Origin of the sequence: Burkholderia sp. PAMC 26561 (assembly GCF_001557535.2) — a bacterium.
In the GTDB taxonomy this organism is placed as follows: domain Bacteria; phylum Pseudomonadota; class Gammaproteobacteria; order Burkholderiales; family Burkholderiaceae; genus Caballeronia.
Map to the genome: position 1 here is coordinate 924,437 of NZ_CP014315.1, position 22,274 is coordinate 946,710.

21 protein-coding genes are annotated in these 22,274 nt (G+C 60.9%); 10 read left to right on the forward strand and 11 right to left on the reverse strand.

Translation table 11 applies throughout. The features are described 5' to 3' along the window. Positions 1 to 133: 133 nt before the first annotated feature. Together AXG89_RS38815 and AXG89_RS38820 are read left to right on the forward strand one after the other, a co-directional pair. A complete protein-coding gene (locus tag AXG89_RS38815; RefSeq protein ID WP_075358329.1) occupies positions 134 to 1,381 on the forward strand; it encodes an NAD(P)/FAD-dependent oxidoreductase in 1,248 nt (415 codons plus the stop codon). A 95-nt stretch (positions 1,382 to 1,476) separates the two neighbouring features. Further along, entirely contained in the window at positions 1,477 to 2,073 is a 597-nt protein-coding gene (locus AXG89_RS38820; RefSeq protein ID WP_075358330.1) for a histidine phosphatase family protein, read from the forward strand. Here the strand turns inward: AXG89_RS38820 and AXG89_RS38825 are convergent. The 5 genes from AXG89_RS38825 to AXG89_RS38845 all read right to left on the reverse strand — a co-directional run bounded on the left by AXG89_RS38825 (position 2,070) and on the right by AXG89_RS38845 (position 7,182). Beyond that, positions 2,070 to 2,753 carry an SDR family NAD(P)-dependent oxidoreductase gene (locus AXG89_RS38825; RefSeq protein ID WP_075358331.1) on the reverse strand — a complete coding sequence of 228 codons (684 nt, stop codon included), beginning with the start codon at positions 2,751 to 2,753 and terminating at the stop codon, positions 2,070 to 2,072. The two genes, AXG89_RS38820 and AXG89_RS38825, sit on opposite strands and share 4 nt — an antisense overlap. Before the next feature lie 12 nt (positions 2,754 to 2,765). Continuing rightward, positions 2,766 to 4,106, reverse strand: coding sequence for an NAD(P)/FAD-dependent oxidoreductase (locus tag AXG89_RS38830; RefSeq protein ID WP_075358332.1), 1,341 nt, complete (start codon positions 4,104 to 4,106; stop codon positions 2,766 to 2,768). 50 nt (positions 4,107 to 4,156) lie between these two features. Continuing rightward, the gene (locus tag AXG89_RS38835) at positions 4,157 to 4,945 is read right to left on the reverse strand and encodes an amino acid ABC transporter permease (RefSeq protein WP_075358333.1); all 789 of its coding nucleotides are present in this window, start codon (positions 4,943 to 4,945) and stop codon (positions 4,157 to 4,159) included. Positions 4,946 to 4,977: 32 nt separating this feature from the next. Next, entirely contained in the window at positions 4,978 to 5,745 is a 768-nt protein-coding gene (locus AXG89_RS38840) for a substrate-binding periplasmic protein (protein ID WP_305954606.1), read from the reverse strand. 114 nt (positions 5,746 to 5,859) lie between these two features. Beyond that, entirely contained in the window at positions 5,860 to 7,182 is a 1,323-nt protein-coding gene (locus AXG89_RS38845; RefSeq protein ID WP_075358335.1) for an NAD(P)/FAD-dependent oxidoreductase, read from the reverse strand. A 155-nt stretch (positions 7,183 to 7,337) separates the two neighbouring features. Here AXG89_RS38845 and AXG89_RS38850 point away from each other — a divergent pair, with 155 nt between their 5' ends. From AXG89_RS38850 to AXG89_RS38870, 5 genes are all read left to right on the forward strand, one after another. Then, on the forward strand, positions 7,338 to 8,249 hold the full coding sequence (locus AXG89_RS38850; protein WP_075358336.1) for a LysR substrate-binding domain-containing protein: 912 nt from the start codon (positions 7,338 to 7,340) through the stop codon (positions 8,247 to 8,249). A gap of 113 nt (positions 8,250 to 8,362) precedes the next feature. After that, entirely contained in the window at positions 8,363 to 9,514 is a 1,152-nt protein-coding gene (locus AXG89_RS38855; RefSeq protein ID WP_075358448.1) for a CaiB/BaiF CoA transferase family protein, read from the forward strand. Further along, entirely contained in the window at positions 9,514 to 10,812 is a 1,299-nt protein-coding gene (locus AXG89_RS38860; RefSeq protein WP_075358337.1) for a CitMHS family transporter, read from the forward strand. Before AXG89_RS38855 ends, AXG89_RS38860 begins: the two co-directional genes overlap by 1 nt. Before the next feature lie 15 nt (positions 10,813 to 10,827). Further along, a complete protein-coding gene (locus tag AXG89_RS38865; RefSeq protein WP_075358338.1) occupies positions 10,828 to 11,994 on the forward strand; it encodes an acyl-CoA dehydrogenase family protein in 1,167 nt (388 codons plus the stop codon). A 51-nt stretch (positions 11,995 to 12,045) separates the two neighbouring features. Further along, the gene (locus AXG89_RS38870) at positions 12,046 to 12,801 is read left to right on the forward strand and encodes an IclR family transcriptional regulator (RefSeq protein WP_075358339.1); all 756 of its coding nucleotides are present in this window, start codon (positions 12,046 to 12,048) and stop codon (positions 12,799 to 12,801) included. Between the two features lie 14 nt (positions 12,802 to 12,815). On the opposite strand, the gene maiA is transcribed toward AXG89_RS38870, so the two are convergent. Together maiA and AXG89_RS38880 are read right to left on the reverse strand one after the other, a co-directional pair. Beyond that, the gene (gene maiA / locus AXG89_RS38875) at positions 12,816 to 13,478 is read right to left on the reverse strand and encodes a maleylacetoacetate isomerase (protein ID WP_075358340.1); all 663 of its coding nucleotides are present in this window, start codon (positions 13,476 to 13,478) and stop codon (positions 12,816 to 12,818) included. Between the two features lie 161 nt (positions 13,479 to 13,639). Further along, complete coding sequence (locus AXG89_RS38880; protein ID WP_075358341.1) at positions 13,640 to 13,915, reverse strand: hypothetical protein; 276 nt, start codon at positions 13,913 to 13,915, stop codon at positions 13,640 to 13,642. Between the two features lie 246 nt (positions 13,916 to 14,161). Between AXG89_RS38880 and AXG89_RS38885 the strand changes: the two genes are divergently transcribed. Then, on the forward strand, positions 14,162 to 14,494 hold the full coding sequence (locus tag AXG89_RS38885; RefSeq protein WP_075358342.1) for an ArsR/SmtB family transcription factor: 333 nt from the start codon (positions 14,162 to 14,164) through the stop codon (positions 14,492 to 14,494). A gap of 249 nt (positions 14,495 to 14,743) precedes the next feature. Further along, the gene (arsH, locus tag AXG89_RS38890) at positions 14,744 to 15,508 is read left to right on the forward strand and encodes an arsenical resistance protein ArsH (protein WP_075358343.1); all 765 of its coding nucleotides are present in this window, start codon (positions 14,744 to 14,746) and stop codon (positions 15,506 to 15,508) included. Between the two features lie 90 nt (positions 15,509 to 15,598). Here arsH and AXG89_RS38895 read toward each other — a convergent pair whose 3' ends face one another. Next, positions 15,599 to 17,080: an MATE family efflux transporter gene (locus AXG89_RS38895; protein ID WP_083637849.1), complete on the reverse strand. Its 1,482-nt coding sequence runs from the start codon at positions 17,078 to 17,080 to the stop codon at positions 15,599 to 15,601. A 299-nt stretch (positions 17,081 to 17,379) separates the two neighbouring features. On the opposite strand from AXG89_RS38895, the gene AXG89_RS38900 reads away from it, so the two are divergent. Then, complete coding sequence (locus tag AXG89_RS38900; protein WP_075358345.1) at positions 17,380 to 17,775, forward strand: DUF3597 domain-containing protein; 396 nt, start codon at positions 17,380 to 17,382, stop codon at positions 17,773 to 17,775. A 52-nt stretch (positions 17,776 to 17,827) separates the two neighbouring features. Here AXG89_RS38900 and AXG89_RS38905 read toward each other — a convergent pair whose 3' ends face one another. The 3 genes from AXG89_RS38905 to AXG89_RS38915 are packed head-to-tail and all read right to left on the reverse strand — an operon-like array spanning position 17,828 to position 22,210. Beyond that, positions 17,828 to 18,934, reverse strand: a complete 1,107-nt coding sequence (locus tag AXG89_RS38905) for a lipocalin-like domain-containing protein (protein ID WP_442861791.1) — start codon at positions 18,932 to 18,934, stop codon at positions 17,828 to 17,830. After that, the gene (locus AXG89_RS38910) at positions 18,934 to 21,504 is read right to left on the reverse strand and encodes an FtsX-like permease family protein (RefSeq protein WP_075358346.1); all 2,571 of its coding nucleotides are present in this window, start codon (positions 21,502 to 21,504) and stop codon (positions 18,934 to 18,936) included. Before AXG89_RS38910 ends, AXG89_RS38905 begins: the two co-directional genes overlap by 1 nt. Next, on the reverse strand, positions 21,497 to 22,210 hold the full coding sequence (locus tag AXG89_RS38915; RefSeq protein ID WP_075358347.1) for an ABC transporter ATP-binding protein: 714 nt from the start codon (positions 22,208 to 22,210) through the stop codon (positions 21,497 to 21,499). The genes AXG89_RS38910 and AXG89_RS38915 overlap by 8 nt, the downstream gene beginning before the upstream one ends. Between the last annotated feature and the right edge of the window lie 64 nt (positions 22,211 to 22,274).

Here is a 22,274-nt window from a genome sequence, read left to right on the forward strand (position 1 = left end):
ACCGCATCAAACTTGCCGATATTGGCATACCTCCTGAAGTAGCGGCCTGCCGGGCGGTCCGTGAACGAACGCACGCGTATGATCTATCCCTGACAAGCAAGAACACGAGCCAACACAGGGAGATATCAGGCGCATGAAGTTCGACACTATTGTGCTGGGCGCGGGCATCGTAGGGGTATCGATTGCAGTGCATTTGCAAAAGCTCGGCCGCTCGGTCGCGCTCGTGGATCGAAAGCGTCCGGGCCTCGAGACATCGTTTGGGAATGCGGGGCTGCTGCAGCGCGAAGGGGTGTATCCGTACGCGCTTCCTCGCGACATCAGCACGTGGATGCATTACGCAAAGAATGACTCCATCGATGTCCATTACCACCGCGACGCGCTTCCCGCGCTTGCGCCGTTCCTCTGGGCGTACTGGCGCAACTCGGAACCCGCGAAGCACGCGGCCATCGCGCGTCAATACGCAACGCTGATCGAACATTGCGTGACCGAGCATGAAGTCCTCGCGCGCGAGGCGGGCGTCACGGCTTTGCTCAAGCCAACGGGCTGGATCAAGGTCTTCCACACCAACGCCGCACAGGACGATGAAGCGCGCGATGCAGAACGCTGGCATCGTGAATTCGGTGTGCATTACACGCTGCTCGATCCTGCCACGTTGCAGAAGACCGAGCCGCATCTGGACCCATCGCTGGTGGGCGGATTGCATTACACGGACGCGGTATCGGTCAATGATCCGGGCGCGCTGGTCGCGGGTTATGCCGCGTATTTCGAGCGGCTGGGCGGACGTTTCTTCAACGGCGACGCGACCACCCTTGCCGAAGATGGCAACGGCTGGCGCGTGATGACGCAGGAAGGGCAGGTCAACGCATCGACTGCAGTGATCGCGCTGGGGCCATGGGCGAAGGACGTGACCGCGGCGCTGGGATATCGGTTGCCGCTCGCGGTCAAGCGCGGCTATCACATGCACTACACGCCGCAGCCGGGCACGGTGCTGAACCATCCGGTACTCGATGTCGACAACGGTTTCCTGCTTGCGCCAATGGCGCGCGGCATCCGCCTGACGACAGGCGTGGAGCTGGCCGAACGCGATGCGCCGAAGACACCCGTGCAACTGCTGCGCGCCGAGCCTGTGGCGCGGACTCTGTTCCCGCTCGGGGAGCGTGTAGACGATGAACCCTGGATGGGCCGCCGTCCGTGCACGCCTGACATGATGCCGATCATCGGACCTGCGCCGCGTCACAAGAACATGTGGTTCGCATTCGGCCACGCGCATCATGGGCTCACGCTCGGCGCGGTGACGGGCAGGCTGATTGCATCCATGATGACGGGTGAAGAACCGTTCATCGATACCACGCCGTTCAGGGCAGACCGCTTTGCGGCTTAGGGGACCCGTGAAAGGGACCCGTGAAAGTTTCCGTGTCGAGCCGTAGAATCGTCGTAGCTCGAGCATGCCGATTCCTTTCTTTCTAATGGCCGACAATGAACACACCCGTTACGAACCAACCCGAGATCTGGCTGATCCGTCATGGCGAAACAGAATGGAGCAAGTCGGGCCAGCACACCGGCCGCACGGATATTCCGCTGACTGACCATGGCCGCGAACAGGCGCGGGCACTCCGGCCGGTGCTCGCCGCGCAAAGCTTCGATCTCGTGCTGCACAGCCCGATGAGCCGCGCACGCGACACGTGTGAGGAAGCCGGCTTGATCGCGCACGCCGAAGAAGAGCCGCGTTTGAGCGAATGGAACTACGGCATCTACGAAGGCCGCAAGACGGCGGATATACGGGCTGAAGAGCCGGACTGGTCCGTGTGGACATCGCCGATACCGGAAGGCGAGAGCGTTCAGGATATCCAGGCGCGGGCCGAATCCCTGATCGCGCGTTTGCTTGGTACGCACGGCCGTATTGCGCTCTTTTCCCACGCACACTTTCTACGCGTGCTCGGCGCCTGCTGGATGGCGGATTCGGCCGCGCTCGGCGCACATCTGTTGCTCGATACCGCGTCCGTCAGCGTGCTCGGCTTCGATCGCGAATCGCGCGCGCTCAAGCAGTGGAACGTCACGCACAGGCCGGCCTAGAACAGGTCCTCGTGACGGCAATTCACAAGGATCTCGGCGACGCTCGCGGTATTCGGCATCGCGATCGTATTGGCGATGAGCACCGCCAGATCCTCGGGCTGTGTCATTGCTTGCGGTTCGAGATCCGCGATGCCGGCCGCCATGTCCGTGTTCACGAAGCCCGGGCAAATGGCGGTTGCACGAATGCCATCGTCCCATCCGGCGCGCCGTATGGCGTGGTTCAACGCAATCACCGCATGCTTTGACATCTGGTAACCCGCGTTCAGGTTCTTCACGCGCTTTCCCGACAGCGATGCAATCTGCACCACGCGTGCATCGCCGGGTTTGCGCAGATGGGGCAACGCAGCCTGGATCAATCGGAACGGTGCCTTGACGTTGATATCCAGCGTCTCTTCGAGCATGTCGTCGGTGCCGTCTTCCAGCGTGATATGCGTACAGATCCCGGCGTTGCTGATCAGCACGTCCAGTTGTCCGAAGTGTTCGATACTGGCGTCGACCCAACGGCGTGCGCTTTGCGGATCGCGGGCTTCATACGGGAACGTGAAGGCATCGAATGGAAATTGCACCGACGACGGATCGCGCATTCCCAGCGATAACCGATACCCGCGTTTATGCAATTCCGTTGCAACCGCCAGTCCGATACCGCGATTCGCGCCGGAGATCATCGCTACTTTGCTCATTGCCGTGGATCCTTAGAAGCCTGCATCGATCACGATCTTCGTGCCGTCGCTGAAGCGGTTCAGCCGGAACATATGTGGATCGACAAGCGGTGTGTCGTTCGTGACCAGATCAGCCATCAGTTTGCCTGCCGCCGGTCCAATGCCGAAACCGTGCCCCGAAAACCCTGTGCCAATAAAGAGTCCCGGCACCGTTTGCACGCCTGAAATAACGGGAATCGCGTCGGGCGTGATGTCCATCAGTCCCGCCCAGCGCTGCGCGATACGCGCGCCGCTCATGTGCGGAAAGACCTTCACGAACTCGCGCAAACCGGCATCGGTGTATTGCGAAATCGGCTCCGGATCGAGCGTGCGGACGTCTTCGAACGCGGTGCGTTTGTCGAGCGCCCATTTACGCGGACGGCGCATTTCTTCGAAGAAACGTTCGCCTACGCCAATGCGCAGCGCGCCCAACTGGCTCTTGAGCGCCGGGATGTATTTGGGGAAAAGCCGGAAGCTGTCGGGCGTGATATCCGTATAAGTGCGAAAGCCGAAAGCGATCGTATAACCGCCGTCCGCGCGCTTGCGGAATGCGAACTCCTTGTTGCTCGCGCTCACGGCGGGACCGCCCTCAATGGGCGCGGTACGCAGCACGGACGCCTTGACCATCAACTGCGGCACATCGATACCCAGATTCCCGCAGAACAATCGCGACCACGCGCCGCCCGCGACGACCACGCTTTTGCAGCGGATCGTACCAAGTTCGGTGACGACGGCGCTCACGCGGCCCGCGCTGGTTTCAATGCCGCGCACGGCGCACGGCGTCAGGATTTTCACGCCGCGTTTGCGCAACGCGTTTGCAATGGCGGGCGCGGCTCTTTGCGGTTCGGCGCGGCCATCGCCCGCTGTGTACAACCCACCCTTGAACGCACGCGATGCACCCGGCAACAGGTTCGCCACGGCCTTGGCGTCGATCTCACGTGTATCGAATGCGTCCTTGCCGGCCAGTGCCTGCGCTTTCTCGAGCCACACACGATGCGCTTCCATCTTGGCGTCATCGTTGGCCATGTACAGGATGCCGCATTGCTTGAAACCGGTATCGATCCCAAGCGTTTCATCGAGCTTGCGCCACAGCTTCAGGCTCTCGATGCTCAGTTCGAACTCGCGCATGTCGCGATGCGTGACGCGCACCCAGCCCCAGTTGCGGCTCGACTGTTCGCCGGCAATATGCCCCTTCTCGCATACCGCCACGCGCAGGCCTTTCTCGCTGAGATAAAGCGCCGTGCTCACGCCGATGATCCCGCCGCCGACTACGACGACGTCCACTTCGGCGGGCAGGGTGGTGTCGTCGGCGACGGTCTCGACTTGTGGTCCCATATGACGTTCTTTCTCCGCTTCGTTTTTAAAGCTGCGTAGTCACGCATGAGTTAGTTATGTTGCCCGGTCATGCTGGTGCGTGCGGCTGCCGCCTGACGCTTGAGCTGCTTGCGGGTGGTCGCGGTGGCGTCCCCGGAGCGCGGATTCGAATGCCGGTTTGTCCACCGGTCGATATGATTGATTGCGTGCGTGAGCGGTATGGTGATCAGCAAATAGACCAGACCCGCCGCAACCAGCGGCGACAGGTTCGCGGTGTTCACGGACGTGTTCTGCCCGATAGTGAAGAGATCACGCTGCGAAGTCAGCAGGCCGAGAAAATAGACCAGGCTCGAGTCCTTCACAATGGAGATGAACTGATTGGCAAGCGCGGGCAGGATGCGCCGGATGCCCTGCGGCACGATCACATGGCGCATGGCGGTCCAGTAGTTCATGCCGAGCGCCTGGCACGCGGAGAGCTGACCTTTGCCCACGCTCTGGATGCCAGAACGAAAAATCTCGGCTATATACGCCGATGAAATCAGCCCGAGCGCCACGATTGCAAGCGGATACGGATTCGGCCCGAAGATCGCGAGGCCGACCGGCGCAAGTCCCTGGCCGACCAGCAATATCACGAGCGCCGCGGGCAAGCCGCGAAACACATCCACGAAAACGCGCGCCGGCATTTCGAGCCATCGCATATGCGACACGGCCATCAGCGCCAGCACCATGCCCGCGACAATCCCGAGCAGCGTTGAAAACAGCGAGAGCACCAGCGTATTGACAAGCCCGGTTTCGAGCAGCGCCGGCAGCGATCCCGTAAGCAACTGCCAGTCGAGGAAGTTCTGCAGGAATGCATTCATGGCGCTCTCCGGAAAAGGGCAGGCTTGGGCGTTCAGCTACCGGTTTTCATTGCGTATGGCGGCAGGCTTGCAGGCTTCGGATAACCCGGATGGAACTGCGTGTAGAGCTTCATCCACGTGCCGTCCGCGACCAGATCGTTGAGTGTCTTGTTGACTGCGGCTTCGAGTTTCGCGTTGCCCTTGCGCATCGGGAAACCAGCCGGCAAGTTGATCGCCGAGATATCGAGCCGGTCTGCGATCTTCATTTGCGGGTATTTTTCCTGCAAGCCGTCCACGAGCGATTTGTCGATGAAGAAACCGTCGATATATTTTGAACGCATGGAGAGAAAACCCGCGTTCAGGTTCGGAAAACGCACGATCTGCGCGCCCGGCAAATAGCTGTCCGAGTACGTGTCTTCGATGGTGCCTTGAATCACGCCAATGCGCTTTCCTTTGACAGAGGCCTTGTCGCTCGTGATCGCCGTGGTCTCCGGCAAGGTCGCGACGCTCAGCAAGCCGGTGAGGTAACCCTCGGAGAAATCGACCATCTTCAGCCGGTCAGTCGTGATCGAAATGGACCCGGCCGCAAGATCGATTTGCTGGTTCGTTACGCTCGGCAACAGGCCGCTGAAATCCTGCGCGCGAAAGTCGACGCTCAAGCCGAGCTTCGCGCCGATTGCACGCAATAGTTCGACATCGAAGCCCGTCATCTTGCCGTTATCGATGTAGGAATACGGCTTGTTGTTCGCATCCACGCCGGCCATGAGCTTGCCTGGTGCGAGCGTGCCAAGGTCATCGGCATGAGCGCTTGTCGCGGTCATCAACGAAAGAGGCACGACAATCGAAAGAAGGCTGAACAGGTGTCGAAACCGCATGTTGGTCGCTCCAGGAAGAACCGCAGTGGATTAAAGGATAAAGCCTCAAAAAAACCCGTGTCAGGACAGCGCGCCACGCACCCGGCCGTTCCAGCAATCGTCGAGCTGATAAAGCGCCGCGCCCACGGGCACGCTCAACGTACTCGCAATGCCGCCAGGACTCAGCGGGAACGGCCCTTCACCGAAGGCGCCATGTGCGGATTCGAGCCCGAGCAGGGACTTCGCGATGCGCTGCCCGAGGTAAGACATGAGCGCGACGCCATTGCCATTGCAACCGAGCGCATAGAACACACCGTCACGTTCGCCAATGTGCGCGAGCTTGTCGCCTGTCATTGCGACATAACCTTTCCATGCGTGCGTGATGCGGACATCGCGTAATGCGGGCCAGAGCTCGACCATCTTCGCGCGCAAGATCCGCGCGGCGTCACGTTCGCCGACTTCCCTGAACGATGGCCGCGAGCCGAACAACATGCGGGTTCCATCGGGCGATGGCCGCGTGTAAAACAGGTTGCGCTTTGAGTCGCTGATCATGCGGCGCCCGGGGTTCAGCACGTCCATGAGCCCGGGAGGCAGCGGTTCCGTTGCGATCTGATAACTTGCGACGGGCAGAACACGCCGCGCAAAAAAGGGCGTGAGCCGGCCGGTGTAGCCGTTGGTCGCAACCAGCACGCGACCCGCGTTGATCTTGCCGCGTGCCGTATGCACCGTGAACCGCGTACCCGTCCTTTCGATGCGCTCGACCGCCGCGTGCGAATGCAGCGTCGCGCCACGCCGGCGCGCAAGATCACGCAACGCGCGATGATATTTGGCGGTATGCAGGCCGCCGTATTCATCGACGAGAATGCCGCCATAGTAATAATCCGATCCCACGACCGCGCGCTGTTCCGCGCGGGTCACCACGTGCACGGTCACGCCGGTTTTCTCGCGCAAGAGTTCGCCCTGCTTGCGCAGCCGCTCGAAATGCCCAGGCGTGAACGCGCCGAAAAACCGGCCGGTGATCTGCAGGCCGGCATCGAGCGATTCTTGGCTTATGAGCTGTTTCAGGTACTCGAAACTTGCGTTGGATTCAGCCATCAGGCGGCTGAGCCGTTCCGCCGAAACCCCGCGAATCGCGTTTGTCAGCGCAAGCTTCTGTCCGCTCGACACCATGCCGCCGCTGCGCGTGCTGCCGCCCGAGCCAATCTCGGCGGTGTCCAGAACGGCGACTGTCGCGCCATGTTGCGCCGCTTCCGCCGCCGCCGATAACCCGCAATACCCGCTGCCTACGATCACCACGTCCACATTCGCGGGCAACGCCACGCGCGATGTCTCCGGCGGCGCCTCGTCCCACCAATATGGCGCGATGCGAAAGTCATCGTGAAATAGCAGTGAGTCGGCTCGCATGGATATCGCTAGGGAATGACGTTGGGTAGACGTTGGGTGGGCTCTACGTGGCTTTCAGTCTAGGAGCGCCGCTGCTATCCGGTCAAATACGGCCAAAAACGGCTGCTATTCATTTTTGGTATGGCAATCTCAAACGATTACTCCGAGGAAAGGTCATGAACCAGCGGCAGATCGAGGCATTCAGGCTTGTCATGTTGCGCGGATCGATGACAGCCGCTGCCGAGGAGCTCGGCACATCGCAGCCGAGCATCAGCCGGTTGATAGCGGAGCTGGAGGCATCGACGGGACTCGCGCTTTTCACGCGCAACGGCGGACGGATCCAGGCCACCGATGCAGGCAGCGCGTTTTATCGCGAAGTGGACCGGAGTTTTGTCGGCATCGAAAAGCTTGCGCATTCAGCGCGTGAAATCCGGCAGTTCGGCAGCGGCCGCTTGCGGCTGGTTGCAGCGCCCGTGGTGGCGTTATCGTTCGTTCCGCTTGTGATCGAGCGGTTCCTGGCGGCGTATCCGCGCATTGCGGTATCGCTGGAAATGCGCAGCGAAGGGACCATCCAGCGATGGGCGTCATCAGGGTACTGCGACGTTGGCTTCGGCACCATCACACCCGACGCGTTCGGCGTCACAAGCGCGGAGCTGTACCGGCTGCCGGGCGTATGCGCGCTGCCCGCCAACCATCCGCTTGCCGCACGGGAGCGCATTCACGCACGGGATTTGAAAGACCAAAGCCTGATTTTGCCGTCCTATGCGGATGACACCCGTTCTGCGCTCGATCGCGCGTTGCGGCAGGCCGGTGTGAACCAGGTGCCGACTATCGAGACGCCTTACGGCGCGACGATTTGCGCGATGGTTGCGCGCGGCCTGGGCGTGGGCGTGGTGAACCCGCTTGCTACCCTCGATGCCAACCCCGCGCGCATCGTGTTCCGGCCGTTCTCGCCCGAAGTGATGTTTCGCGGCTTTACCGTATGTCCGCAGTTGCAGCATCCCAACCCGCTGGTGAGCGCCTTCCTCGAACTCACCCGCGAGACGATGACGCTCGAAGCGCTGCGGCTTCTAGGCGCCCTTTCATAACACTAGGTGTTTCCCCGACCCGTATTGACGGAAATTATTCACGCTTATAAAGTTTAATTCACGAGTGGGAATAATGAATGGCGAGCATTTGCTTGCCGATGGAGACGCATACCTTGACTCAACACCTTGACGGGTCGCTTGCCGGCATCCGTGTCATTGACTTGTCCCGCGTACTGGGCGGTCCGTACTGCACGCAGATTCTCGCCGACCATGGCGCCGAGGTGATCAAGATCGAGCCGCCGCTGGGCGATGAAACCCGCACGTGGGGTCCTCCTTTCGATGGCGACACGGCCTCGTATTTTCTGGGTGTCAATCGCAACAAGCTGGGTGTGTCGCTGGATCTGTCGAAGGAAGCGGCGCGCGAAAAGCTGCTTGGTCTGCTCGACACGGCCGACGTGCTCATCGAAAACTTCAAGCCCGGTACGCTCGAACGATGGGGTATCGGCTACGAACAATTCCTGAGAGCGCGCTTCCCGAAGCTGGTTCACTGCCGTGTGTCCGGCTTTGGCGCCGATGGTCCGCTGGGCGGTCTGCCCGGCTACGACGCCGCCATCCAGGCAATGGCGGGCATCATGAGCGTGAATGGTGAAGCGGGCGGAGAGCCGACGCGCGTGGGCATTCCGATCGTGGACATGGTGACCGGACTGAACGCTGCGCTCGGCATCCTGATGGCGTTGCGCGAACGTGAAGGCAGCCAGCTCGGGCAGTTCGTGGAATCCACGCTGTTCGACTGTGCGTTGTCGATCCTGCACCCGCACACGCCGAACTATTTCTATTCGGGCAAACCGCCGCAACGCACCGGCAATGCGCATCCGAACATCACGCCGTACGACATGTTCCATACGGGCAGCGTCGATATCTTCCTGGCTGTTGGAAACAACGCGCAATTCACGGCGCTTTGCGAAGTGATCCTCACGCCGCAACTCGCCGCCGATCCTCGCTTTGAAAGCAACAAGGCGCGCACGGCGAATCGCAAGGACTTGCGCCGGGCGCTCGAGAGCGTGTTCGAACAATGGGACGGCGCGAAACTCGCGGATATGCTGATTCGCCGTGGCGTGCCATGCGCGCCGGTGTTGTCCATCGATGCCGCGCTCGACCTGCCGCACACGGCACACCGGGAAATGGTGGTCCAGATGGAAGGGTACAAGGGCATTGCGTCGCCCATCAAGCTCAGTCGCACACCGGCTACTTACCGCACGCCGCCACCACGGCTCAACGAGCACGAAGCGCAAGTCTTCGACGCAACCCGCAAAGGAGGCGCGTAATGCTCGCGCTGACAGGCACGATTGCCATTGTTGCGTTGTTCGGCCTGATCATCACCAGGCGGCTGTCGCCGCTGGTGGCGTTGATCGTGGTGCCAACGGTCGCGGCGCTGGTAGCGGGATTCGGGTTGTCCACGGCGAAATTTATCGTTCACGGGGTGCAGGCTATCGGCCCTGTCGCGGGGATGTTCGTGTTTGCGATCCTTTTCTTCGGCATCCTAACGGATGCGGGAATGCTGGATCCGATCATTAATGGCATCTTGCGGATGGTCGGCGCAAAACCTACGCGCATTGTGATGGGATCGGCGTTGCTCGCGTTGCTGATCCATCTGGATGGCTCCGGCGCAGTCACCTTCCTCGTGACGATCCCTGCCATGCTGCCGCTTTACACGCGCCTCGGGCTCGACAAACGCATTCTTGCGTGTGTGGCATCGCTCGCGGCGGGCGTGAACTTCCTGCCGTGGGTCGGCCCCATGCTGCGTGCGTCCGCCGCGCTGCACATTCCGACCACAGTGATCTTCTATCCGATGATTCCGCTGCAGGCTATTGGCCTCGTGTTCGTATTCGGCTCGGCATACTGGCTTGGCAAGCGGGAGGAAAAGCGCCTTGGGTTGGGCAAAGGCGCGCCGCAAACCGTGTTGCAGCCGCGCGAGCTGTCGGCGGAAGAAGCCGCGTTGCGCCGGCCGGACCGTTTCTGGATCAACGTGGTGCTGACAGTCGTGGTGCTTGCGACACTGGTCAGCGGTATCGTGGATCCTGTCGTGATGTTCATGCTCGGCACTGTCGTCGCGCTGATCGTGAATTACCCCGAGGTCAATGCACAGCGTGCACGTATCGACGCCCACGCGAAAGCCGCGCTGATGATGGCGAGCGTCTTGCTCGCGGCGGGCGCGTTCACCGGCATCATGTCGGGCAGCGGCATGCTCACCGCAATGGCCCATGTGGTCGTGCAGCACGTCCCGGCCGAACATGCGCGACATATGCCGTTCGTGCTCGGCTTGCTTTCCATGCCGCTGTCGCTGCTGTTCGATCCCGATTCGTTTTACTTCGGCATCTTGCCCGTCATGGCGGAGAGCGCGAAGCTGCTCGGCGTGGCGCCCATCCAGATGGCCCAGGCTGCGTTGTTGGGTCAGATGACAACGGGTTTCCCGATTAGTCCGCTCACGCCGGCAACGTTCCTGATTGTCGGTCTGACGGGTGTCGAGCTTGCCGAGCATCAGAAGTTCACGATCCCTTTTCTCTTCGCAGCGACGCTGCTGATGGTCGCGGCCGCTGTGGTGATCGGCGTGTTTCCGCTCTAGTTCCCGGACCCAATCATGAATTTCGAACTGACTGAAGACCAGTTGTCCATCCAGTCCGCCATTGAAAAGCTGTGCGAACGCTACGATGACGACTACTGGCTCGAACGTGACCGCGAAGGCGGGTTTCCGCACGACTTTCATCGGACACTGGCGGATGCGGGATGGCTCGGCATTGCAATGTCGCCGGACTACGGCGGCTCCGGTCTCGGCATGACCGAGGCCGCGTTGATGATGCAGACGATCAGTGCGTCGGGCGCGGGGTTATCGGGTGCATCGGCGGTGCACATGAATATCTTCGGTTTGAATCCCGTACAGGTGTTCGGCAGTGAGGAGCAGAAACAGCGTTGGTTGCCACCGTTGATCGCAGGAACGGACAAAGCCTGTTTCGCCGTCACCGAACCTGATTCGGGGCTCGACACGACGCGTCTCAAGACACAGGCGGTTCGTGACGGCGACACCTATGTACTGACCGGACGCAAGATCTGGATATCGACCGCGCAGGTCGCGAACAAGATGCTGATCATTGCGCGGACCACGCCGATCGATCAGGTGGCCAGGCCGACGCAAGGCCTCAGCCTTTTTTATACGGATCTCGATCGCGAAAAAGTCGAAGTGCGCGAGATCGAGAAGATGGGCCGCAAGGCGGTCGACTCGAACATGTTGTTCATCGACGGCTTGAGGGTTCCGGCCAGCGACCTCATTGGTCAGGAAGGCGAGGGCTTCAAGTACTTGCTCCACGGCCTGAACCCGGAGCGCATCCTGATCGCGGCGGAAGCCATCGGGTTGGGACAGGCTGCGCTGAAACGCGCCACGCAATACGCGAAAGAGCGCGTGGTGTTCGGGCGTCCGATCGGACAAAACCAGTCCATCCAGCATCCGCTTGCGCAGGCCTGGATGCAACTGGAGGCAGCAAGCCTGATGGTGTTCAAGGCCGCATTCCTCTACGATGCCGGCAAGCCATGCGGCGCCGAAGCGAACAGCGCGAAGTACCTGGCGGCGGAAGCCGCGTTTCAATCATGCCAGACGGCAATAGCGACACTTGGCGGGATGGGATACGCCAAGGAGTATCACGTGGAACGTTATCTGCGCGAGTGTATGATTCCGAGGCTCGCACCGGTCAGTCCGCAGATGATCATGTGTTTTATCGCCGAGAAAGTGTTGGGACTGCCCAAGTCATATTGATGCCGTTTGCCTGAATGCCGGAACGCGCCGAACCTGGTGAAGGGAATTGCCATGGATGTCAAACTCGTTGCGCGTACGCTCGACTTGTTCGAACGTTTTGCTACTGAACAGCGGCCTTTGCCGCTGACCGAACTTGCCCGGTTGATGGACGTGCCGGTATCGAGCTGTCTCGCGCTTGCGCGCACGCTCGTGAGCCGCGGATATCTCTACGAAGTGAAAAAGCGCGGCGGTTACTATCCGACGCGGCGACTGCTGCAGCTTGCCCAGGCGATCGATGCGGTAGACCCCGTGGTGGAGATGCTGCATGCCCGGCTGGTCGCCTTGCGCGATGCCACCGGCGAGACCATTGTGCTCGGCAAGATTCATGACGCAGCCGTGGTTTATCTCGACGTGGTCGAATCGTTCAAGGCAATCCGTTACATCGTGAAGCCAGGCGAGCTGCGCCCGGTGCATGCCAATTCGATTGGCAAGGCGATCTTCGGTGAGTTGTCCGCGCAGATGCAATCAACGCTTGCCGAAAAGCTCGGGTTCGAGCGGATGACGGATCGCACGACCGCTGATTTTGCTGCACTGGTCGAGCAGACGTCGGCGGCAAGGCAGCGGGGCTGGAGCGTGAACCTTGGGGAAAGCGCACCAGAGCTATCTGCAGTGGCAATCGCAGTTTCCGTTGGCGGTGACTTGTACGGGATATCTGTCGTCGGGCCTACTGAGCGCATCGAAAAGCAGCAGGACGCGCATGGAAGCGAACTCCTGCGCCTGAAAGACGAGATCGATGCGCAGGAGCGTGGCGTTGATTCAATCGTATAGCTCGGGTGCGTTGCTTAACCCGGCGCACCCGCCTGCTTTTTCGGGTCCGCCTTCATGAACGCCGGATGCTGGTCGCACACGCCGATGATCCTGTCGATGGTCGGAATATCCGGCACCGTGATCTTGAACACGCGTGTGACCGCAACAATGCTCGCGAGGCAGATGTCGGCCATGGTGGGTTGATCGCCATGACAATAAATGCCCGTCTCCGATGACCCCGCAAGACGTTCTTCGATTGCTGCCAGCCCCGTGCTCAGCCACTTGATCTGCCACGCGCGCCACGCGGTATCGTCGAAACCACCGGCTGTCTGCAGATACTTTTTCACGCGCGGCACGACCATGGGATGGGTATCGGCGGCGCACATCGATGCAATGGAACGCACACGTGCGCGTCCGTACAAATCGCTCGGCAACAAGGGCGGCGTGGGCTGCAGCTCGTCGAGGAACTCGAGGATCGCGAGCGACTGGGTGAGCGGCTCGTGCCCCTCTTGCACCAGCGCGGGAATCGATCCGAGCGGACTGATCTTCAGGAATGCGTCGCTGCGTTGTTCGCCGGCATCGAGATCGATATTCTGCTCATGCGCGCTCAGGCCTTTCAGGGCGAGTGCGACGCGTACGCGATACGCGGCGGACGAGCGCCAGAATGCGAAAAGTTCGAACTGCGCTTGCTCTGACATGGCGTGTTTCCTTTCGGGTGGATTGCATCGGGGGAGAAGAGCTTAAGCAATAAGCCAGATCCATCGACTTTATACGATGCACGAAAGAGAAACGCGAATGCTGAATATACCAATGCCCGTTGAACCTGCGTTCACCGGGCATTGGCTTCATCAAACTCGAATCAATTATGCGAATAAATCGAACGTGTGTCGTTCGTCTGAACGCGATTGCCGGATTCCGTGTTCGTGCTCTTCACGCCGCCGTAAGCGCGCGAATCGCCGTTTTGCTGGACCTTATCTGCAGCGATGCTTTGTGCACTTTGACCGCGTTGCGATTCCGGTGCGCCGGCCAGCGGGTTATACGACGGTGCCGGGCCATAACCGCTGCTTGCAAATGCAGGTGCTGCAACGGCAGCCGAAACGGCGATCAACAACGATGCGATAAAAGTCTTGTTCATGATGTGCTCCGGTGCGTATCAAGTACTTCGTCCAAAGGATACGCAGCGCTTGTTGCTTAGTGTGCTGCGTCGATGGAAATCAGTATATGCGCGCACTATCGAAACATTGTACCGATAGGGGTGACAACTGAATCCACCGTGGATGAATAATCGGAACGGCGGTTTAACATTCTGCAAATCCATTGAATCGGATGTTAATTTCAATATTACTTGAAATATGGAAATGAAGGACTTAAGCTACGCCACATGGAGCCCAATATTGTCGTACGCGCCCTAAGCGCGCTCGCTCACGAATCGCGTCTTGCGATATTCCGCCTTCTGGTCGTGGCGGGCCCGGACGGTATGGCTGCCGGGGAAATTGCACAGCAGGTCGGCCTATCGCCCTCGAGCCTGTCTTTCCACCTGAAAGATCTGTCCCATGCCGAGCTGGTGCGGCCACGGCAAGAGGGCCGCTTCATCATCTATTCGGCAAATTTTCATGTCATGACGGGCCTGGTCGGCTTCCTGACCGAGAACTGCTGCGCCGGCGCGACCTGTGCTGCGAGTGATCCGCCCGACTGCTGCGCAAGGACGCCATGAAACCCATGCCTGGACATGCCACCTTCAAATAACGCGCCGATTCAACGCGCGAGGCGTCTGCCCGGGCAAAACTTTGTAGAGGAATTCAATGAGTAGTCCTGAGCCTATTCAACCGCTCGCAACATCGATACGAAGCGAAAAACAGCATCAAGGGACAACACGCATGACTGTCATTATTCATTGCGATCCAGGTTGCCGCGAATCCGAAGTCGTTCTCGACATCCTGTCCGAAAGACGAGGAGCGTGCTGATGTTCCAGGACCTTCCCAACATCAGTGCTCCGCATCTCGATACGCCCGATAGTTCGAAGCTCGAGCCGCATGCCGTGTCACAGCACGCCCCGCGGATCCTGTTGCTCTACGGTTCGTTGCGGCCCACGTCATACAGCCGGCTTGTCACTCTCGAAGCCGAACGCATCCTGCGCCATTTCGGCGCCGAGACCCGCGTCTTCGACCCGCTCGGTCTGCCGCTCGCGGACAGTGTCACGGCAGATCATCCGAAGGTCGCGGAACTGCGGCGGCTCTCCGAGTGGTCTGAAGGGCAGGTATGGTGCAGTCCGGAGCGCCATGGAACCCTGACAGCGGTCTTCAAGAATCAGATTGATTGGCTGCCGCTCGAAAGCGGTGGTGTTCGTCCGACGCAAGGCCGCGTGCTGGCAGTGATGCAAGTCTGTGGCGGCTCACAGTCCTTTAACGCGGTGAACGCGCTGCGGATACTCGGCCGCTGGATGCGCATGGTGACCATTCCCAACCAGTCATCGGTGGCGAAAGCTCATCAAGAATTCAACGCCGATGGCCGGATGAAGCCGTCGGCATTTTATGATCGTGTCGTCGATGTAATGGAAGAGCTGTTCAAGTTCACGCTGCTGGTGCGTGACCGCTCGGCTTACCTGACCGACCGTTACAGCGAGCGCAAGGAAGCACATCCCGAACTGCCGATCGCGCTGGCGGCTGCTGCCATGAATCATGGGACGCTCACTGTCAACGGTGATGCTGACGTGACCGATACCGAGTGATGCTTTTGAAGCCCTGATTGCGGTCCGGAGTGGACGCTCGCAGCACTCGATCCAGTTGCCTGAGCAGCACTTCCGGTACCGGTCGGCCGTCTAACGCCCCTGCACGGGAAACTCTTTCAATTCGACATCGGGCGCGACCGTATTGCCCACCGCGGCACCCGGAACATTCACTGACGACTGTTCCAGCCGGTTGCTGTCCTTGCGCGCCATGGCGGCGCAATCGCCCATGGGTAGACGTTTGACGACAATGAACGCAACGAACATCGCCATTGTGCCGAAGACCGCATTGCTCGCCGCAATGCCGATCAGCACGCCCACAGGCCCGTACTTCATGCCGACGGCAACGAACGGCAGCGTACCGAGCGTTGCGCGTCCCCAGTTGAATACCGTCGATAACAACGGCCTGTCGAGATTGTTGAAGGTCGCGTTCGCCACGAACAGACAGCCGACAAACGCATAACTCGCGACCAGCCACGAACAAAATACGCGGATGATCATGGCGGTGTCGCCGCGTGCGGAAAACGCGCGGATCAGGCCGTTCTGGACCAGTGCCAGAACGAGCCACGCAACCGCGACGGTCAGCAGCACGAATACGAGGCTGTTGCGGATGGTTTCGCGAATCCGGTCCGCGCGGCCGGCGCCGAGATTCTGCGCGATGATCGGACCGACCGCCCCGGTGAGCGCGAAGATCAGCGCGAAGGCCACCGGCGTGATCCGGTCGACGGTCGCCTGACCGGCTACGGCCGCTGCGCCGAAACGCGCCATCGCGTGCGTGACATAAGCGCTTGCAACGGGCGTGGCCAGATTCGTCAGAACAGCGGGAAGCGCCACTTTCATGACCGGCTGACTGTTTGACCAGAGCCGCGAAAATCGCACCGGACCGATCAGGTCGTTGACGCGCATTGCGCCATGCAAGCCCACCGCGGCAAGGGCGAGCCGCGCTATGTCGTTCGATATGGCCGCGCCCGTCAACCCGAGATGAAAACCGAAGATGAGAATCGGATCGAGTACGGCTGTCACGACCGCAGCCATGAGCGTGACGGCCATGGCGCGCCGGGCATCGCCAACGGAGCGCATCAGCGCGGCCGTGCACATGCCGATGGCAAGGAACACATACGTGGGCGCGGTGATCATCAGGAAGCTGCGGGTCAGCGTGCGCGTCTCGCCCGCGGCGCCCAATGCTCTGAGGATCGGATCGAGGAACAGCAAGGTGGCTGCGCTCAATACGATCGTTACGGCGATCATCAATACAAGACTCGCGGACGCGACCTGCCGCGCCTTCATGCGCTGTCCGGCGCCGAGAAGCCTCGCGACGGTGGCACTGACGCCAATCGTCATGCCGATCGATATGGCCGTGATGAAAAAGTTGATCGTGCCGGCAAATCCGACAGCGGCGGCAATGGATGTATCGCCGAGAAGGGAGATGTAGAAGAGGTTGACGAGATCGACGGCGAATACCGCCATCAGCCCGATTGCGCCGGTGCTCGCCATCACGACCACGTGGCGTAAGGTGGAACCCGTTACGAAGCGTGCGGATGAGCGTGCGAAGTCAGGTTGTCGTCTCGATGTCATGGCAATGCGTACGGTTGCAGTGCGCGAATCATCGCATGAATGACGGGCAATTCATGACGACGCAGGCGTGACAATTTCATTGCAGACGCCAAAATCAATGCGGGTCTCATTGCACCAAAGACGTTTTTTCACATACCGATGTCGTTCAATCGCGTCCTCGCTCACCTACAATGTTCCTGCAGCCTGAGCTGCCTGCAATGTTCTCTGTCCTGCGAAACGTTTCAAGGTATGGAGCTTGCGGGCATGCTGCGTGAAGCTGCAATCAAGTTGCTTCCACCATCGAATAAGGGATACCCATCATGAGCATCTTCGGAACGATCCTGAGCAAGATTTTCCCTTCGAGCCACCCGGCCGTCGCAGCGCCTGCGCCAGTCGCAGCACCTGACACGGCGGCTGCAGCCGCGAGCGCGCCGTCGGCCGAAATCGCTGCGGCGCCGCCGGTCGACGTCGAAGCAGTATTGACCGACCTGCAATCCAGATCATCGGAAAAACTTAACTGGCAGACATCGATTGTCGATCTGATGAAACTGTTGGGTCTGGACAGCAGCCTTGCCGCTCGCAAGGAGCTTGCGGGTGAACTGCATTATTCGGGCGATACGAATGATTCGGCATCCATGAACATCTGGTTGCACAAGGCGGTCATGGCGCAACTTGCGGCCAATGGCGGCAAAGTCCCGGATAGTTTGAAGAACTGAGCGTTGGTTCTTTAGCGCGTGTTTCAAAAGTAGCCGCACGCACATCGTGCGACTACTTCTCCATTTTCAGCGCCTTGATATAGCCGGTCAGCTCAAGATACCCGTGCCCGACTTTCTTGTTGTCACGGCTCACCGTTACCGCGCCTTCCCAATATACCGCCCCCGTGGACTGACTGGAATCAAGTTCCTGATCATCCATCAGCGGGTCGAGTTGCCATGTTGCGTCGCCGGTTCTTACCCTCTCCGACACGGGATACGACGTCCCCGTACGTGGCGAGCGCCATGTGCGCAACGGCATGAAGTCGATCTGATCGCCATCGAAAGATTTCGCGTTGCCTTGCGGGTCTCGTAGCGTCGCGTGTGCCCAGACCGCGCTGCCGTCATGGCTGCGAACCTTGAACGCCATCAACGCTGATCCATCGGTCAGGTTCGCACCGAGCCAGTCCCAGCCGACCGCGTCGGCGCTGAGTACGGTACTGGACCATTCGTGATCGAGCCACGCCGAACCGGTGACGGTCGTATCGAGGGCGGCTTTGCCGTTCTGTGCCGAAGTCCGCGTGACCTTGCCGCTTACGCGTAGTTGCGGTTCGCTGTAGTAGTAGCTCGCTTGCGCGGGTAAAGGGCCTTTGCGCGAGTAGCCGTTGTCACCCTGCAATAGTGGCCCGGCCGTTGGCGTCAGTGTGAGGTTCAGCGTGAAATTGCTGGCCTTGACCGTTACGGCGTAATGGCCATCGGCGGCACGATCGAGTTGCCATGCGTCGAGCTTGACCTCGGTGTTGCCGGTCTTCGCATAGGCCAGACCGAAGCCTTGCCGGGCGATCTTTTGATCGTGCGCGAGCCGTCCGATGGATGGATCGCTGAGCGCTGCGTGCGCGATGATCAATTGCGATGGCGCGAAGGCACTGGGATCGGCGGGATCGTGTCCGGTCGCCGAGCGAAAGAACGTGATCTGAAACCCGAGCGGCTTGCCGTCGGGTTGATCCAGCCAGCCGGTTGCGTACCACCACTCGGTACGAAAGGCCGGATGCGCGCCCGTGTCTTGCGGAAACGTTAGCTGATGACCCGGCGTGACAGTTGCGAACTCGGCGGCCATCGAAGGCGTGGTTCCAATAGCGCATAGGCATAACGTCAAGGCCTGGAGGTGCTTGAAGAGACGCATTACCAGTCCTCCTTGACGGCGCGGACGGCATCGAGCGAGATCGCCTTGCGGCCTGCGATCACGGCCGTCGCGCACGATGAAACCAGCATCACCGCCGCGACCGTGCCGAGCACGGACCAGGGAATGTGCATCGACATGCTCCAGTGAAACGACTGCGGATTGACGACAAACACGAGGATCAGGCTGATCGCCCAGCCGAGAATGAACCCCACGGCAGTACCCAGCGCCGTCAGCATGCCGCCTTCGGCAGCGAGTATTGCGAGGACCTGGCGGCGCGTGACGCCGACGTGTCGCAACATGCCGAATTCGCGCGCACGTGCGAGCGTCTGCGCCGAAAAGGTCGCGGCGACGCCAAACAGGCCAATCACGATCGCCACCGCTTCGAGCAGATAAGTGACCGCGAAACTGCGATCGAAAATCGTCAGTGTCTTCGCGCGGATCTCGCCGGGCTGGGCGAATTCCATCGCGGGGCCGAAAGGGAGTTTGCGCAGTCTTGCAATCACGTCGTCCACGTTGGTTCCGCGCTGCACGCTGACGGCTACATCGGTTGCACCCGTGTCGCCCGTAAGCCTGCGGTAGTCCGCAAGCCGCAACTGGATTGCGCCGGTTTGCCGGACATAGTCGCGCCACACGCCGGCGACCACGAAGCTCGATTCATGCGCTCCGACCGACAACCGCACGCGCTCGCCCGTTCGATACCCATAGAGATCGACCATCGCCTCCGATACCCATATAGGCGTCTCGCCTTGATGCACGGATGACATCGGCAGCACGGGTCCGGTCATCTGCAGCGTGGCGCCGGGATCGTTGGCATCGATCTCGCGCGCCAGCAACGCAATGGCCGGACGCGCCGGATCGAGCGTGAGGTGCGAGGTGCGCGTGAACGCGGCGGTTTTGATGCCCGGCACGGCGGCAAGCGTCGCCTGTTCGGCAGGCGCGAGACTTCCCGTGTCGCCGTTCGGCGTGACGCGCACATAGAGATCGGCGGATAAAAGATGCGTGAGCCATTCATCCACGGACACGCGGAAACTCGCCACCATGATCGCCATGGCGACGATGAGCGCAAAGCTGGACAAGACGCCGCCCATCGCAATGGATGCCTGTCCCGGCGCATTGGCGAGCCGGGCGAGCGCGAGTGTCGTGGCGGCGTTCGTGTGGTGTCTGGCGCGCCATCGGCTGAGGGTGGTGAAGACGATCGCCGTGCATCGCGGCATCAGCGCAATGCCGCCGATCAGCAGCAGCGCGACGGCGAGATAACCAAGAATGGGGACATCGAAGAATGGCGGCAATAGTGTCAGGATCAGCGCGGCGACCAGACATCCGACGGCAGGCCAGGGCGTTGCAAGTCTTGCGAGCGCGCCTTCCTCGCTACCGGCCTTGAGCGCCGCAGCCGGCCGTGCACGCGCTGCTTCGAGCGCTGGCACGAGGCTGCCCAGCACCGATACTGCTATTCCCAACGCCAGGAAAATGGTCGTCGCAACCGGTTCGAAACCGACATGCGGCTGCACACCCGGGAAATAGCCGCCGCCCAGATCGCTGCCAAAAAACCGCAGCGCAACATCCGATAACGCGTACCCCAGCACGAGCCCGAGCAGCGATCCGATCACCCCGAGCAACGCGCCTTCCATCAGGATCTGCCGCAGTAATTGCGCGCGTGTCACGCCCAACACACGCAGCATCGCGAATTGCGACCGGCGGCGCACCACGGCCAGCGCCTGCGTCGAAAACACCAGGAACGCGCCGGTGAAAAGCGCGACCAGCGCAAGCACATTCATGTTGATCCGATAAGCACGCGAAAGCCGATCGGTACGGTTTTCATCGTCACGGGTTTCGGCCACGACGAGCTGATTGCCAAGCTGCGCCTGAAGCTGCCGTTTGAAGGTTTCGCGATCCACGCCGCGTTCGAGCTGAAGATCGACGCGCGACAATTTTCCTTCCAGACCAAAGCGCCACTGTGCGGCGGCGATATCCATGACCGCGATGCGCTGCCCCGGCCGCGTCCTGACGATACCGCCCGCCACGCGAAACTCAACCGTCGATGTGCCGCTACGCAGCGCGACATCGGCGCGCGGCGGCGCCTTGAGCCACGTTTGCGCCGAGGGCGAGAGGAAGATGGCATCGGCTGAAAGGGAGTCGAGCGGGGTCTGCGCCGACGGCACACCGATCAGCTCAGGTGTGATGTGGCTTGCCCGGAACACGTCGATGCCAAGCACTTTCAGCGCAGCCGTTTCGCCGGGCACCGTTACGTCGATATCGAGAACCGGACTCGCCAGCGCCACGCCGGGTTCGCGTGCGAGACGCGGGTACCAGGATTCATCGAAGGTGGGTTGCGCCCCGCGCACTTGCAGATCCGCTTCGCCCGAGAGACTTTTGGCCGCCGCCGAGAACTCGTTGAACGCCGCGCTGTTGATCAACTGGACCGCGTACCCGAGCGCCACGCCAAGCGCAATGGTCGCGATGGCCACGATTGCGCGTGCAGGATGGCTGCGCCACTCGGCGCCCAGCAGCCAGCGCGCAAGCAGCCGGCTTCCCGCAATGCGCTCGACGGGCGGCGCTGCGCGGTCATTCATTGGCCGTGCGCGCGAAGCGCTCCGCCTGTTTTGCGCCATGCAGGCCGCCATCGCTCAGAATGAGTATTCGGTCGGCGCTGGCCGCCGCTGCCGTTGAATGCGTCACCATGATCGCGGCCGCGCCGGTCGACTTGATTTCGGCGCGCAGCAAGTCGAGGACTTCGTGCGCGGTGTCGGGGTCGAGGTTGCCGGTGGGTTCATCGGCGAGAATCAGGCTTGGACGATGCACGAGCGCCCGCGCTATCGCAACACGCTGCAGTTCACCGCCTGAAAGTTGCCGCGGAAAATCGTTGCCACGGCCGCCGAGCCCGACCGCGGCCAGCACGTCCAGCGCGCGCTTGGGCGGCGTGTTGTTCAGGAGCAGCGGCAGTGCGACGTTTTGCGCCAGCGTGAGGTGCGGCAGTACGTGAAACGCCTGGAAGACGAAGCCGAGTTTTTGTCGACGCAGGCGCGTGGCGGCATCGTCGTCGAGTTGGGAGATCGGTGTGCCGTCGATCAGCACTTCGCCGCTGTCGGCCGAGTCGAGGCCGGCGATCAGGTTGAGCAATGTCGATTTGCCCACGCCCGAGTCGCCCATGACGGCCACGAACTCGCCGGGATCAAGCGAAAAATCCAGGTTGGCCAGCACGATCCTGCCGGTGCCGTAAGCCTTGCTCAAACCGCGGCATTCGAGTGCGGGCGGCGCGTCATTATTGCTGATGGTCATAGAGAACTGGTGGTCGCCGGTATGAACTGTGCTTCGGTTCAATACTGTGACAGAGAACGGCCGT